The organism is Arthrobacter sp. 135MFCol5.1 (genome assembly GCF_000374865.1).
Lineage (GTDB): Bacteria > Actinomycetota > Actinomycetes > Actinomycetales > Micrococcaceae > Arthrobacter.
On record NZ_KB895453.1, the window covers coordinates 99,997 to 113,270 of the forward strand.

A 13,274-nucleotide genomic window follows, 5' to 3' on the forward strand; every position below is an offset into this window, starting at 1 on the left:
CGCCGATGGCGACGGGCCGCCGTCGTCCGTCCTCCTTGTACGCCGTGGGCAATGTTGAGCGTAGTTCACTCAAGTTGTGTTGACATCTGGTGGTGCCTGAGTAAAGTTGAGTCCAGAACGCTCAATCATTGGGCGCCACCCAGTTTCCAAGGAAAGAAGGAAGCAACACATGTCACGTGCAGTAGGTATCGACCTCGGAACCACCAACTCCGTCGTCTCCGTTCTCGAAGGTGGCGAGCCCACCGTTATTGCCAACGCCGAGGGTGGCCGCACCACGCCGTCGGTCGTTGCATTCTCCAAGTCCGGCGAAGTCCTGGTCGGCGAAATCGCCAAGCGCCAGGCCGTCAACAACATCGACCGCACCATCGCATCCGTCAAGCGCCACATGGGCACCGACTGGACCGTCGCGATCGATGACAAGAAGTACACCCCGCAGGAAATCTCCGCGCGTATCCTCATGAAGCTGAAGAACGACGCCGAGTCCTACCTGGGTGAAAAGGTCACCGACGCCGTCATCACCGTCCCGGCCTACTTCAACGACGCCGAGCGCCAGGCCACCAAGGAAGCCGGCGAGATCGCAGGCCTGAACGTCCTGCGCATCGTCAACGAGCCCACCGCCGCAGCCCTCGCCTACGGCCTGGACAAGGGCAAGGAAGACGAACTCATCCTCGTCTTCGACCTCGGCGGCGGCACCTTCGACGTCTCCCTGCTGGAAGTCGGCAAGGACGAAGACAACTTCTCCACCATCCAGGTCCGCGCCACCGCCGGTGACAACCGCCTGGGCGGCGACGACTGGGACCAGCGCGTCGTCGACTACCTGCTGAACCAGCTCAAGGTCAAGGGCATCGACCTGTCCAAGGACAAGATCGCCCTCCAGCGCCTCCGCGAGGCAGCCGAGCAGGCCAAGAAGGAACTCTCCTCCTCCTCCAGCACCAACGTCTCCCTCCAGTACCTCTCCGTCACCCCCGACGGCCCGGTCCACCTGGACGAGCAGCTCACCCGCGCCAAGTTCCAGGACCTCACCAAGGACCTGCTGGAGCGCACCAAGAAGCCGTTCCACGACGTCATCAAGGAAGCCGGCATCAAGCTTTCGGACATCAACCACATCGTGCTGGTCGGTGGCTCCACCCGTATGCCCGCCGTCTCCGAACTGGTCAAGGAACTGGCCGGCGGCAAGGAGCCCAACAAGGGCGTCAACCCGGATGAGGTCGTCGCCGTCGGTGCAGCCCTGCAGGCCGGTGTGCTGAAGGGTGAGCGCAAGGACGTCCTCCTGATCGACGTCACCCCGTTGTCCCTCGGCATCGAAACCAAGGGCGGCGTCATGACGCACCTGATCGAGCGGAACACCGCCATCCCCACCAAGCGGTCCGAGACCTTCACCACGGCGGACGACAACCAGCCGTCCGTGGCCATCCAGGTCTTCCAGGGCGAACGCGAGTTCACCCGCGACAACAAGCCGCTGGGCACGTTCGAACTGACCGGCATCGCGCCGGCTCCGCGCGGCGTCCCCCAGGTCGAGGTCACCTTCGACATCGACGCCAACGGCATCGTCCACGTCTCCGCGAAGGACAAGGGCACCGGCAAGGAACAGTCCATGACCATCACCGGTGGTTCCAGCCTCTCCAAGGAAGACATTGACCGCATGGTCAAGGACGCCGAGGAGCACGCAGCCGAGGACAAGGCCCGCCGCGAGGCAACCGACACCCGCAACACGGCCGAGCAGCTCGCCTACTCCGTGGACAAGCTGATCGCCGACAACGCGGACAAGCTGCCCGAAGAGGTCAAGACCGAGGTCCAGGGCGACGTCGACAGCCTCAAGAAGGCCCTCGAAGGCACGGACGACGCCGCCGTGAAGGCCGCGTTCGAGAAGCTGCAGGCCTCGCAGACCAAGCTGGGCGAAGCCATCTACTCGCAGGCCGGTTCGCCGGACGGTGCCGGCGCTGCCGGTGCCGAGGGTGCCGCCGGTGCCTCTGCGGGCAGCAAGGCCGATGAGGACATCGTCGACGCCGAGATCATCGACGAAGACGAAGCGAAGAAGTAGCCATGCCGCACCACGGTAACGAGGAAGAGCACAACTCATCCGCGAACCATGACGCCAAGCAGGGCAACGGCGAACCGGTCATCCGGGACAACCGCAAGGTTGACCCGGTGACCGGCCAGGCCCGGCACCCCGAAGGCGGCCACGCTTCAAGCGCCGGCCACCAGCAGGGCGCTGCCGATTCCGATGGCGACGCACTGGCCCAGGCAGAGGAAATCCTCAACGGGGTGGACGTGCCCGCAGAGGAATCCGTGGCCCAGGGGGCTCCGGCCGCCGCCGGCAGCGCAGAGGCCGCCGAACTGCGCAACGACCTGCTCCGCCTCCAGGCCGAGTACGTCAACTACCGCAAGCGGGTTGAACGGGACCGCGCCGTGGCCGGGGAGATGGCCGTCATCGGCGTCCTGAACTCCCTGCTCCCGGTCCTGGACGACGTCGACGCCGCACGGCAGCACGGCGACCTCACCGATGGGCCCTTCGCCGCGATCGCCACCAAGCTGGAGAACGCGCTGAAGACCTACGGCCTGGTCCGGATCAACGAGACCGGCGTGGAGTTCGATCCCACGATCCACGAAGCCCTGATCCAGCAGCCCGGCGAGGACATCGAGGTTGACACCGTCAGCCAGGTCCTCCGCTCAGGCTACAAATCAGGAGACCGCGTGCTCCGCGCCGCCCAGGTCATCGTCGCCGTCCCTGCGTAGCATTACCCCAACGCCTCCGCGGATGAGGGGGCCCCGCCCCTACGCTGGGTGGCTAACGATCTACGATCGTTAGCCACCCAGCTCCGGCAGGCCCGATGCCACTCCCGGGCCCCCTCATCCGCTCCGGCTTAGCGGTAATCTCGCCATACGCTTTTGTACTTTGAAAGGAAACGCCATTGGCTAGCCAGGATTGGGTGGACAAGGATTTTTACAAGATCCTTGGTGTTGCCAAGGACGCTTCCGAAGCCGACATCAAGAAGGCCTACCGGAAGCTTGCGCGGCAGCACCACCCTGATACCAACGCCGGGAACGCTGCTTCCGAGAAGAAGTTCAAGGACATCTCCGAGGCCTACTCGGTGCTCTCGGACCCGGACGAGCGCCAGCAGTATGACGCCATCCGCGCCATGGGCAGCGGAGCCCGCTTTGCCCCCGGCGGCGCCGGCGCCCCCAACGGCGGGTTCGAGGACATGTTCGGTGGCCTCTTCACGGGCAACACCGGGCGCCACTCGGGCGGGTTCAACCCGTCCGCAGGCGGCATCCCGCCCGAGTTCGCAGACCTGTTCGGCGGCTTCGGTGGTTCCCCCGGCTTCCAGCGCACGCCGCAGAAGGGCGCCGACCGCACCGCGTCCACCAGCATCTCGTTTGCCGGTTCCATCCGCGGCACCACTATCGGCCTGCGCGAGCCCAGCGGCGAGGTGATCGACGTCCGTGTCCCCGCCGGCATCAAGGACGGCCAGAAGGTCCGCGTCCGCGGCAAGGGCCAGCCGGGTGCGGCCGGCAACGGTGACCTGGTGGTGTCCGTCGCGGTCCAGCCGCATGCGTTCTACACGCGCGACGGCGACAACCTCCGCATCCACGTCCCTGTCACCTTCCCCGAGGCTGCCTTGGGCGCGGACATCGAAGTTCCCACCATTGACGGCGACAAGGTCAAGGTCCGTGTTCCGGCAGGAACGCCGTCGGGCCGCACGCTGCGGGTCAAGGGCAAAGGCGTAAAGACGTCCAAGGCGACCGGTGACCTGCTGGTGACCATCGACGTCGCCGTTCCCAAGAATCTCAACAAGGACGCCGAAGCTGCGGTCAGGGCGTTCGCCGAGGCGACGTCGTCGGCGGACGTCCGTGAGGGCCTGGCAGCCAAGGCCCGGCTCTAGGAGCGGAGGTGAGCCGTGGACATCAGTGCTGACCAGCCGATCTTCGTGATCTCCGTGGCGGCCGAGCTTGCAGACATGCACCCGCAGACGCTGCGGCAATACGACCGGCTCGGCATCGTCAAGCCGAGCCGTGCCCCCGGGAAGTCCCGGCGCTACTCGCAGCGCGACGTCAACATGCTGCGGGAGGTGCAGCGGCTGTCCCAGGAGGGGGTCTCGCTGGAGGGCATCAAGCGCATCCTGGAACTTGAAAACCAGGTGGCTGCCCTCCAGAGCCGGATCGCGGAACTCACCGAGGAACTGGGGCGCCGGCCGCGGGCCGTGGACTCGCGCATCTTCGCGGCCGGTGCCGCCGGCGACGTCGTGAGCCTTTCCCGCGGGCAGCGGCCCCGGCCACGGTCGCAGGCCGTCATGCTGTGGCGGCCGCGCGCCATCGGCAAGTAAGTACAGCGGTTGGGTCCCTGCGAAAACTAGAGTACCCACTACTCGTGACCCCAAAGCCTCCCGAACCTTGAATGGAACCATCGCCGGATCAGCGGCGGTGGTTCCGCAAGTTCTGGGGGTTTTCCGTGTTTGGTGCAGTCAGCAACGGTGTCAACCGCAAGGCCCGGCCATGAGCCCGGGCATGGAGTCCGTCGCGGCATTCAGCGGCTCAATGCAGGGCCAGATGCTCCTGGCCCTGGGGCAGACCATTGTGGTGGTCTGTGTCTGCTTCGACATGGTCCGCGAACTGTCCGTCCCGAGGTCGCACCGGCGCTATGTGGCCAGTACCGTGTTCCGGACACTGGCCATCCCGTCCATCGTCGCCAACGCACTGACGGTCTTCGTGGCCCTGGTGATGGCCTCCTGGGTGGATGTGGTGATGGGCATGTTCGTGCTGGTGGCCATCGTCTTCCGGTTCCACCACAACCAGGACGAGGACAACTGGTGGAAAGGCAAGGGCAGGAAGCTCGCCCGCTGGGCCCGCCGGCAGTTCGCCGGCCGGACCGCTGCCGCCCCGGCCCTGGGATAGCCCGGCAAAGCCCCGGGAGCCCGGCATCGGCAACCTGCGTGCCGGGCTCCCGCTTCAACCTCAGCCGTTGATGACCTGCGGTACCCCGAGTGCTTTGAGCCCTTCCACGCCGAATTCGACGCCGTAGCCGGACTGCTTGGCCCCGCCGAAGGGGATGCGGGGATCCACGGCACCGTGCCGGTTGATCCACACGGTCCCGGCCTGGATGCGGGCGGCCACCTCGCGTGCGGCGGCCAGGTCCCGGGACCAGACCGAGGCGCCCAGTCCAACGTCGAGGGCGTTGGCCTTCTCCACTGCTTCGTCGATGGTGCTGTAGCGGATGATTGGCAGGGCAGGGCCGAATTGTTCTTCGGCGACGAGCGGGTTGTCGTTATCGATGTCCGCCACCAGGGTGGTGGGGTAGAAGTACCCGGGCCGGCCGGTGTCCGGGTTCCCGCCCAGCAGGATGCGTGCGCCGGAAGCCTTTGCCGCCTCCACGAGGTTGGCGACGACGTCGTACTGGGCCTTGTTCTGCAGCGGGCCCAGCACGTTGTTTTCGTCCAGGCCGTTGCCCATCGGCATGGCCTTGGCGACGGCGGTGAGTTCCTCGCAGACGGCGTCGTAGATGTCGCTGTGGACGTAAAGGCGCTTGAGGGCGGCGCAGGTCTGGCCGGTGTTGATGAAGGCGCCCCAAAAGATGTCCTGGGCGATGGCCTTGGGGTCGGCGTCGGGCAGGACGATGCCGGCGTCGTTTCCACCCAGTTCCAGGGTGAGCCGCTTAACGGTGTCCGCGGAGGACTTGATGATGGCCCGGCCGGTGGCGGTGGAGCCGGTGAACATGACCTTGCCGATCGCCGGGTGTTCGGCCAGCCGGGCGCCGACGTCGCGGCCGCCGGAGACCACGGTCAGGAGGCCTTCCGGGAGTTCCTCATTAATGACCTTGGCCAGCGCCAGGACGGAAAGCGGTGTGTACTCGGAGGGCTTCACCACGATGGCGTTGCCCATGCGCAGTGCGGGCGCGAGTTGCCAGACGGTGATCATCATGGGCCAGTTCCAAGGCCCGATCGCGCCCACCACGCCGATGGGCCGGTAATGCAGCTCAGCCCGGGTTTCGCCGTCGTCCACGATGGTTTCCGGCTCCAGCGGCAGGCCGGCCGTGGCACGCAGCCACGCCAAGCAGGCGCCCACCTCGAACCGGGCGTTGGGGCCGTTCAGTGGTTTGCCCTGCTCACGGGAGAGCAACCGGGCCAGTTCCTCGGCGGAACGCTCGACGGCGTCTGCTGCCTTCAGGAGCGCAGCGGACCGGGCCTCATGGCCCAGCGCAGCCCAGGCCGGCTGCGCGGCGACGGCCGCGGCCACGGCGCTTTCAAGGTCGTCGAGGCCGTGGACGGGAGCTTCGCCGACCGGCTGGCCCGTGGCCGGATCGAGGATGGTCCGGCCGGCGCCGGCAGCGGGGGCAATGGACGCGAGGAGCGCATCGTAGGTTTCCAAGGGGTCCTCCACTTCGAGTAGTCAAGGGCGCCAGCCGGGCGGCATAGCGGGTTGCTCCCAGTCTGGTTGAGAGCCCCGTCCCGCTCTTGTCTGTGTGCGCAGAGCCCTTGGACGGCAGCGAACGCAATGTCACGCCAAGCACGTTTTTGCGCAACAGACAGTGGCGCGACCCCGTGTTTCCTGGGTCCCGCCACCGAAGTTGGCCCTAAAGGCTGCCGTGCGTGACGCCGTCGCCCCTTCGGTATTCGGTGTTGTTGGCGGGCTCGCAACCTACCGGGGAAGCGCAGAAGCCACTGTCATGAAAGAAATCCTTGGGGAACAGACGTCAGTAGCTGGCAGGGGTGTCGCCGTCGACGGGTTTGATGTAGTTGGCGGCGAGGGCTTCGGAGCCGCGGGCCAGGAGGGCGACGTCGGCGCCGACCAGGATGAAGTCCGCGCCACACGCCAGGTAGTGCTGGGCGGTGTCGGGGTTGAAGGCGTTGACGCCCCCGGGTTTCCCGGCCGCCTTGGCAACGGACAGGCAGTGTTCGACGGCGGCGCGCACCTCGGGGTGTTCCTGCTGTCCCAGCAGGCCCATGGAGGCGGCGAGGTCGGAGGGGCCGACGAAGATGGCGTCCACGCCGTCGAGTTTGAGGATGTCCTCCACAGCCTCGACGGCCGCCGTCGATTCAATCTGGACGGTGACGCTGATGGTCCCGCTGGCCCGGGCGAGGTAGTCCGGGACCCGGTTCCAACGGGCGGCACGGGCCAGGGCCGAGCCCACCCCACGGACGCCCTGGGGCGGGTACCGGGTGGCCGCCACCGCCGCCTCCGCTTCCGCCACCGAATTCACCATGGGGATCAGCAGGTTCTGCACGCCGAGGTCCAGGTACTGCTTGATCACCACAGTGTCGTTCACGGGCGGCCGGACCATGGTGTGCACCGGGTAGCCGTGGATGGCTTGCAGCTGCCCCAGGATGGACTCGAGCCCGTTGGGGCTGTGCTCGGCGTCCACCAGGAGCCAGTCCAGGCCCGCACCCGCGCAGAGCTCGGCCACCAGCGGGCTGCCGGAACACACCCACATCCCGGCCAGTGGCCGGCCTGCCTTTCCCTTTTGCCTTTGCGCGGCCAGCGCGGAGCGGAAGGTGTCTTCTATTCGAAGCGGCATGTCACAGCTCCCAGGGGTCCGTAGTCGGCGTGTACCGTATCGCCCTTGTAGACCCAGAGCGGACGGGTGAAGGACCCGGCCAGGATGATGTCGCCTGCCTTGAGCGAGTCCCCGTGCTCGGCGATCTTGTTGGCCAGCCAGTGGACCCCGTTGGCGGGGTGGTCCAGGACGCCGGCGGCCACACCGGTTTCCTCCACGGTCTGGTTCTTGTAGAGGATCGCGGAAACCCAGCGGAGGTCCACGGCGTCCGGCTTCACGGGCCGGCCGCCGATTACCATGGCGCCCATGGCGGCGTTGTCGGAGATGGTGTCCACGATGGTCCGGCCCTCCATCTCGATCCGGGAGTCCAGGATTTCGAGGGCCGGGACCACGTAGTCGGTGGCCTTGAGGACATCGAAGATGGTGACGCCAGGGCCTTTGAGTCCGTCCTTGAGGACGAACGCCAGCTCCACCTCCACGCGCGGGTGGGTGTACTGGTCCCACCGAACGGAGCAGCCGGTCTCCAGCACCATGTCATCGAAGATGGCGCCGTAGTCCGGTTCGGTGATGCCCGTGGCGGCCTGCATGGCCTTGGACGTGAGGCCGATCTTTCGCCCCACCAGGGTCCGGCCGGCGTCCTCGTTGCGGCGCCGCCAGAGCTGCTGCACCGCGTAGGAATCCTCCACCGTCATCTCCGGGTACCGGGCGGTCAGGCGGGGGACAGGGGTGCGGGTCCGGCCGGCTTCCACCAGCTCGTCCGCGATGGCCTCAATCGTCGTGGGCTCCAGCATGGCTAGACCTGGACTCCCAGCTTGAAGCCCGTCCGGTCGCCTTCGGGCGAGCCGTCCTTGCGGGTGTAGGAGAAGCCGTCGGCGCCCACGGTGACCGCCATCTCGGACTTTTCCTCGCGGATGATGACCGGCTGTGGGTTGCCGTCCAGGTCCAGGACCAGGGAGGCCTCGGTGTACCAGGAGGGGACCACAGGGTTGCCCCACCAGTCGCGGCGCTGGTTGTCGTGGACGTCCCAGGTGATGGTGGGGTTGTCCGGGTCGCCGGTGTAGTAGTCCTGAGTGTAGATCTCGATGCGGTGGCCGTCCGGGTCCAGGATGTAGAGGTAGAACGCGTTGGACACGCCGTGCCGGCCGGGGCCGCGTTCGATCCGGTCGCTGATGCGCAGGGCGCCCATCTTGTCGCAGATTTGGATGATGTTGTGCTTCTCGTGCGTGGCGAACGCGACGTGGTGCATGCGGGGGCCGTTGCCGCCGGTGAGGGCGGTGTCGTGCACGGTCTGCTTGCGGTGCATCCAAGCGGCGTAGGTGACGCCGTCGGCATCCTTAATGTCCTCGGAGACGCGGAAGCCCAGGTCCTCCAGGTATGCCCGGCCGCGCGGGACGTCCGGGGTGACCTGGTTGAAGTGGTCCAGGCGGACCAGTTCACCGGCGGAGTAGAGGTCGTAGCGCTGGGTGAGCCGCTCCACGTGCTCCACGTCGTAGAAGAACTCGTACGGGAAGCCCAGCGGGTCCTCCACGCGCACGGAGTCGCCCACGCCCTTGGTGAAACCGTCCTTGCGGCGTTCCACCCGGCAGCCGAGTTCGCGGTAGTAGGCCTCGGCGGCGTCCACCTCGGCGGGGGACTTCACCCGGTAGGCGAAGGCGGCGACGGCGGCGATGGGTCCCTTGCGGAGCACCAGGTTGTGGTGGATGAACTCCTCCAGGGACCGCAGGTAGATCGCGTTGTCGTCTTCCTCGGTGACGTGCAGGCCCAGGACGTCGACATAGAACTCGCGGGACCTGGCGAGGTCGGTGACCACGATCTCCATGTAGGCGCAGCGGACAATGTCCGGTGCCGGGACGGTGGGGGTGGGAACGAAGTTGGTCATGGGAGTCTCTCTTCTTTGAAAGGGGGCTGGCTAGGCGCCGAATTTGGGGGTGTGGACGGTGCCGAGGGTGATGTGCACGGCCTGCTGGTCGGTGTAGAAGTCGATGGAGCGGTAGCCGCCCTCGTGGCCCAGGCCGGAGGCCTTGACGCCGCCGAACGGGGTGCGCAGGTCGCGGACGTTGTGGCTGTTCAGCCACACCATGCCGGCTTCGACGTTCTGCGAGAAGTTGTGGGCGCGGGTCAGGTTCTGGGTCCAGATGTAGGCGGCGAGCCCGTACTTGGTGTTGTTCGCCAGGGCGAGGGCTTCGTCGTCGGTCTCGAACGGGGTGATGGCCACGACGGGTCCGAAGATTTCCTCCTGGAAGATCCGGGCGTCAGGGGCGACGTCGGCGAACACCGTGGGTGCGATGTAGTTGCCTTCGGGCAGGTGGTCGGGGCGGCCGCCGCCGGCCAGGAGCCGGCCTTCGGACTTGCCGATCTCCACGTAGGAGGCCACCTTCTGGTAGTGCTCGGGGTGGACCAGGGCGCCCACCTGGGTCTTGGGGTCGTGCGGATCGCCCACCACGATGTTCTTTGCCCGGGCGGCGTACTTTTCGCAGAATTCGTCGTAGATGGCGCGCTCCACCAGGATGCGTGAGCCGGCGGTGCAGCGCTCGCCGTTGAGGGAGAAGACGCCGAACAGGGCGGAGTCGATCGCGGCGTCCAGGTCGGCGTCGGCGAAGACGACGCAGGGGGACTTGCCGCCGAGCTCCATGGAGAGGCCCTTCAGGTTCGCGGCGGCGTTGCGGAAGATGGTCTGGCCGGTGGTGGTCTCGCCGGTGAAGGAAATCAGGGGAACATCCGGGTGCTTGACCAGGGCGTCGCCGGCTTCTTCGCCGAGCCCGTTGACCAGGTTGAAGACGCCGTCCGGCAGGCCCGCATCCTTGAAGATGGTGGCCCACAGGGAGGCGGACAGCGGGGTGAACTCGGCGGGCTTGAGGACCACAGTGTTGCCGGTGGCCAGGGCCGGGGCGAGCTTCCAGGACTCCAGCATGAACGGCGTGTTCCACGGGGTGATGAGGCCGGCCACGCCGATCGGCTTGCGGTTGACGTAGTTGATCTGCGAGCCGGGGACCTTCATGGCGTCGTCGAACTGGGCCACGATCAGGTCCGCGAAGAACCGGAAGTTCTCCGCCGCACGGAGGGCCTGGCCCTTGGCCTGGGTGATGGGCAGGCCGGTGTCGAACGTTTCCAGTTCGGCGAGCCGGGCTTCCTGGGCCTCGACGGCGTCGGCGATCCGGTTCAGGATGCGGGCGCGTTCCCGGGGCTTCATCTTCGGCCATGGGCCGTTCTTGAAGGCTTCGCGGGCCGCGGCGACGGCGAGGTCGATGTCCTCTTTCTGGCCGGCGGCGGCGGTGGCGTAGTTCCGGTTGGACACCGGGTCCAGGACGTCGAAGGTCGCCCCGCCCACGGAGTCCACGAACTTCCCGTTAATGAAGTGCTGGATATGGGTGGGCAGGTCCTCAGGGACGTAGTGCGTGCTCGTTTCTACCGAGGTCGTCATCGTTGAAGTCCTATCTGGGGGTCAGGGGTTGTTGGCCTGGGCGAGGTAGGCGTCCAGGGTGGCGGAGCGGTGGAGCCGGGCCGCCTTTTCGATCTGTTCTGCGTCCGCGCCTGTTTCGATGAGCTTCAGCAGGTTCTCGTGTTCCTCCACGGAGTCGCGGGCGCGGCCGGGGACAAAGCGGAAGGTGGAGGACCGGAGCGAGGCGAGCCGGTTCCAGCCGCGGTGCACCAGGTCCAGGATGTGCGGGTTGGGGCAGTGCTCGAACAGGACGCTGTGGAAGTCCTGGTTCAGCCGGGTGAACCGGACAGGGTCGAAGTGGTCCAGGCACTCGCGCATTTCCTGGTTCACGGCGCGGGCCCGGGCGATGGCCGCCGGGTCGATCAGCGGGGCCGAGAGGGCTGTGGCGGCACCCTCGACGATGCTCAGGGTCTGCATCGTGTAGAGGTATTCGGTGGGGTCGATGCCGGCCACGGTGGCGCCGACGTTCCGCTCGAACGTCACCAGGCCCTCGGCCTCGAGCCGGCGGATGGCTTCCCGGACCGGGACCACGCTGACGCCGAGGTCCTTCGCAATGGAACCCAGGACCAGGCGGTAGCCCGGCGTGTAAGTGCCTTCCACGATGCGGGCCTTGACGGCCTGGTATGCCTGCTCGGACTTGCTGCCGGGAGTGGCAGCGGGGAGGTCGGTCGCTGTGTCAGTCATTGGCCTGCCCTTCCCATGCCTTGTACTTTGCCTGCCACTCTTTGTTCATCGGGTAGAGCCCGTCAACGCTGTTGCCCTGCTTGACCATCTCGAAGATGAAGGCTTCTTCCTTTTCCTGCTGGATGCAGTCCTCAACGAGTTCTTCGGCGATGGCGGGCGGGATCACCAGGACGCCGTCGGAATCGGCCACGATGATGTCGCCGGGCTGGACAGTGGCGCCGCCGCAGGCGATGGTGATGTCGGTGTCCCACGGGATGTGCCGGCGGCCCAGCACGGCCGGGTGCGGGTTGGCGAACCAGGTGGGCATGTCCAGGCCGGCTACCGCGGTGTAGTCGCGGACGCCGCCGTCGGTGATGATGGCTGCGGCGCCGCGGACCTGGGCGCGCAGGGCCAGGATGTCGCCCACCGTGCCGGTGCCTTTTTCGCCGCGGGCTTCCATCACCAGGATTTCGCCCTCGTTGACGGAATCGATGGCGCGTTTCTGGGCGTTGAAGCCGCCACCGTGGATCTTGAAGAGGTCCTCGCGGTTGGGAACATAGCGCAGGGTCCGGGCCAGGCCCACCACGCGGCGGTCCGGTCGGGTGCCCTGAAGGCCGTCGATGCTGACGTTATTAAGGCCGCGCTTACGCAACTGTGAGGACAGCGTGGCGGTGGCAACGGATTCGAGCTTGGCTTTCAGCTCCGGGGACAGGGCCGGCGCGACGGCGGCAGGAGCCTGGGCTTGTTCAGCAACGGGTGCCAGCCCGGCGGCCTCGCGGGAGCCATAGGCTTCCTCCCGCTGCAGGTCATCCACCTTGGGCTGGGCACCAAAGTCGGCGAACGTCGTCGTGCCTTCCTCAACGGTGGTGACCAGCCGCCCGGTGCTGAGGCTGCCGTCGATAGTCTCCACTTCCACTTCCAGGACGTCGCCGGGCTTCGCCACGGACGCCCCTGCCGGGGTGCCGGTAAGGATGAGGTCCCCTTCTTCGAGGGTGAGCAGCTGGGACAGGTCCGCCACCAGGCGGGCGAAGGGGAAGAGCAGGTCCCCGGTGGTGTCGTCCTGGACCAGTTCACCGTTGTGCCAGGTGCGGATGCGCAGTTTTGAAGGGTCGACGGCGTCTGCCGGAAGAAGTGCCGGGCCCACGGGGGTGAACCCGTCGCCGCCCTTGGACCGGAGGTTGGAGCCCTTGTCCGCCCAGCGCAGGTCATAGACGCCGAGGTCGTTGCTGGCGGTGACGGCGGCGACGTGGCTCCAGGCGTCCTCGATCGAAACGCGGCGGGCGGCCTTGCCGATGATGAGCGCAATTTCGCCTTCGTAGCCGAGCAGTTCGCAGCCGGCCGGGCGCTCCACGGGGCTTCCGCTCAGGGCCAGCGAGCTCGAAGGCTTGAGAAAGTAGGACGGCTGCGCCGGCGTGCGGCCCCGCTGGGCAGCGCGGCTGGGGTAGTTGATGTGCACCGCGACCACCTTGCGGGCTGCTGCCAGGGTGTCGCCGTTGACCTGCTCCAAAGCCTTCTCCTCATCAGGTACGAAATCGTATACGATCACTATCACGCATGCTGCCGCATCCGTCAACCCCCGGAATTCCGCTGGTACGCGGGCGTCCCCGGCGGTACTTGTCGCCCGCGTCACATCCGGCGTACAGTGGAAACCAGGCTCCTGATTTTCTATTATCGAATCTCCAG

12 protein-coding genes are annotated in these 13,274 nt (G+C 66.9%); 5 read left to right on the plus strand and 7 right to left on the minus strand.

The features are described from left to right. Positions 1-169 precede the first annotated feature (169 nt). The 5 genes from dnaK (at position 170) to C563_RS0104075 (ending at position 4,893) form a co-directional block, all read left to right on the plus strand. On the plus strand, positions 170-2,041 hold the full coding sequence (dnaK, locus tag C563_RS0104055; RefSeq protein ID WP_018760754.1) for a molecular chaperone DnaK: 1,872 nt from the start codon (positions 170-172) through the stop codon (positions 2,039-2,041). Between the two features lie 2 nt (positions 2,042-2,043). Continuing rightward, positions 2,044-2,736 carry a nucleotide exchange factor GrpE gene (locus C563_RS0104060; RefSeq protein ID WP_018760755.1) on the plus strand — a complete coding sequence of 231 codons (693 nt, stop codon included), beginning with the start codon at positions 2,044-2,046 and terminating at the stop codon, positions 2,734-2,736. Between the two features lie 176 nt (positions 2,737-2,912). Continuing rightward, positions 2,913-3,884, plus strand: coding sequence for a DnaJ C-terminal domain-containing protein (locus tag C563_RS0104065; RefSeq protein WP_026264353.1), 972 nt, complete (start codon positions 2,913-2,915; stop codon positions 3,882-3,884). A 15-nt stretch (positions 3,885-3,899) separates the two neighbouring features. Beyond that, positions 3,900-4,325, plus strand: a complete 426-nt coding sequence (locus C563_RS0104070; protein ID WP_018760757.1) for a heat shock protein transcriptional repressor HspR — start codon at positions 3,900-3,902, stop codon at positions 4,323-4,325. Positions 4,326-4,506: 181 nt separating this feature from the next. Next, positions 4,507-4,893, plus strand: coding sequence for a hypothetical protein (locus tag C563_RS0104075; RefSeq protein ID WP_018760758.1), 387 nt, complete (start codon positions 4,507-4,509; stop codon positions 4,891-4,893). 60 nt (positions 4,894-4,953) lie between these two features. On the opposite strand, the gene C563_RS0104080 is transcribed toward C563_RS0104075, so the two are convergent. From C563_RS0104080 to C563_RS0104110, 7 genes are all read right to left on the minus strand, one after another. Further along, on the minus strand, positions 4,954-6,363 hold the full coding sequence (locus C563_RS0104080) for an aldehyde dehydrogenase family protein (RefSeq protein ID WP_018760759.1): 1,410 nt from the start codon (positions 6,361-6,363) through the stop codon (positions 4,954-4,956). Positions 6,364-6,688: 325 nt separating this feature from the next. Beyond that, positions 6,689-7,510, minus strand: coding sequence for an HpcH/HpaI aldolase family protein (locus tag C563_RS0104085; protein ID WP_026264354.1), 822 nt, complete (start codon positions 7,508-7,510; stop codon positions 6,689-6,691). Next, positions 7,495-8,280, minus strand: coding sequence for a 2-oxo-hept-4-ene-1,7-dioate hydratase (gene hpaH, locus C563_RS0104090; RefSeq protein WP_018760761.1), 786 nt, complete (start codon positions 8,278-8,280; stop codon positions 7,495-7,497). Before hpaH ends, C563_RS0104085 begins: the two co-directional genes overlap by 16 nt. A gap of 2 nt (positions 8,281-8,282) precedes the next feature. Continuing rightward, complete coding sequence (gene hpaD / locus C563_RS0104095; protein WP_018760762.1) at positions 8,283-9,368, minus strand: 3,4-dihydroxyphenylacetate 2,3-dioxygenase; 1,086 nt, start codon at positions 9,366-9,368, stop codon at positions 8,283-8,285. 30 nt (positions 9,369-9,398) lie between these two features. Further along, complete coding sequence (gene hpaE, locus C563_RS0104100; protein ID WP_018760763.1) at positions 9,399-10,910, minus strand: 5-carboxymethyl-2-hydroxymuconate semialdehyde dehydrogenase; 1,512 nt, start codon at positions 10,908-10,910, stop codon at positions 9,399-9,401. Between the two features lie 21 nt (positions 10,911-10,931). Continuing rightward, positions 10,932-11,612 carry a GntR family transcriptional regulator gene (locus tag C563_RS0104105; protein WP_018760764.1) on the minus strand — a complete coding sequence of 227 codons (681 nt, stop codon included), beginning with the start codon at positions 11,610-11,612 and terminating at the stop codon, positions 10,932-10,934. After that, a complete protein-coding gene (locus C563_RS0104110) occupies positions 11,605-13,098 on the minus strand; it encodes a fumarylacetoacetate hydrolase family protein (protein WP_026264355.1) in 1,494 nt (497 codons plus the stop codon). The genes C563_RS0104105 and C563_RS0104110 overlap by 8 nt, the downstream gene beginning before the upstream one ends. Positions 13,099-13,274: the final 176 nt, after the last annotated feature.

Excerpts from the sequence above, each read along its gene's own strand:
- dnaK (WP_018760754.1), top strand. The coding sequence starts at position 170 with ATGTCACGTGCAGTAGGTATCGACCTCGGAACCACCAACTCCGTCGTC.
- C563_RS0104060 (WP_018760755.1), top strand. The coding sequence starts at position 2,044 with ATGCCGCACCACGGTAACGAGGAAGAGCACAACTCATCCGCGAACCAT.
- C563_RS0104075 (WP_018760758.1), top strand. The coding sequence starts at position 4,507 with ATGGAGTCCGTCGCGGCATTCAGCGGCTCAATGCAGGGCCAGATGCTC.
- C563_RS0104085 (WP_026264354.1), bottom strand. The coding sequence starts at position 7,510 with ATGCCGCTTCGAATAGAAGACACCTTCCGCTCCGCGCTGGCCGCGCAA.
- hpaH (WP_018760761.1), bottom strand. The coding sequence starts at position 8,280 with ATGCTGGAGCCCACGACGATTGAGGCCATCGCGGACGAGCTGGTGGAA.
- hpaD (WP_018760762.1), bottom strand. The coding sequence starts at position 9,368 with ATGACCAACTTCGTTCCCACCCCCACCGTCCCGGCACCGGACATTGTC.
- hpaE (WP_018760763.1), bottom strand. The coding sequence starts at position 10,910 with ATGACGACCTCGGTAGAAACGAGCACGCACTACGTCCCTGAGGACCTG.
- C563_RS0104105 (WP_018760764.1), bottom strand. The coding sequence starts at position 11,612 with ATGACTGACACAGCGACCGACCTCCCCGCTGCCACTCCCGGCAGCAAG.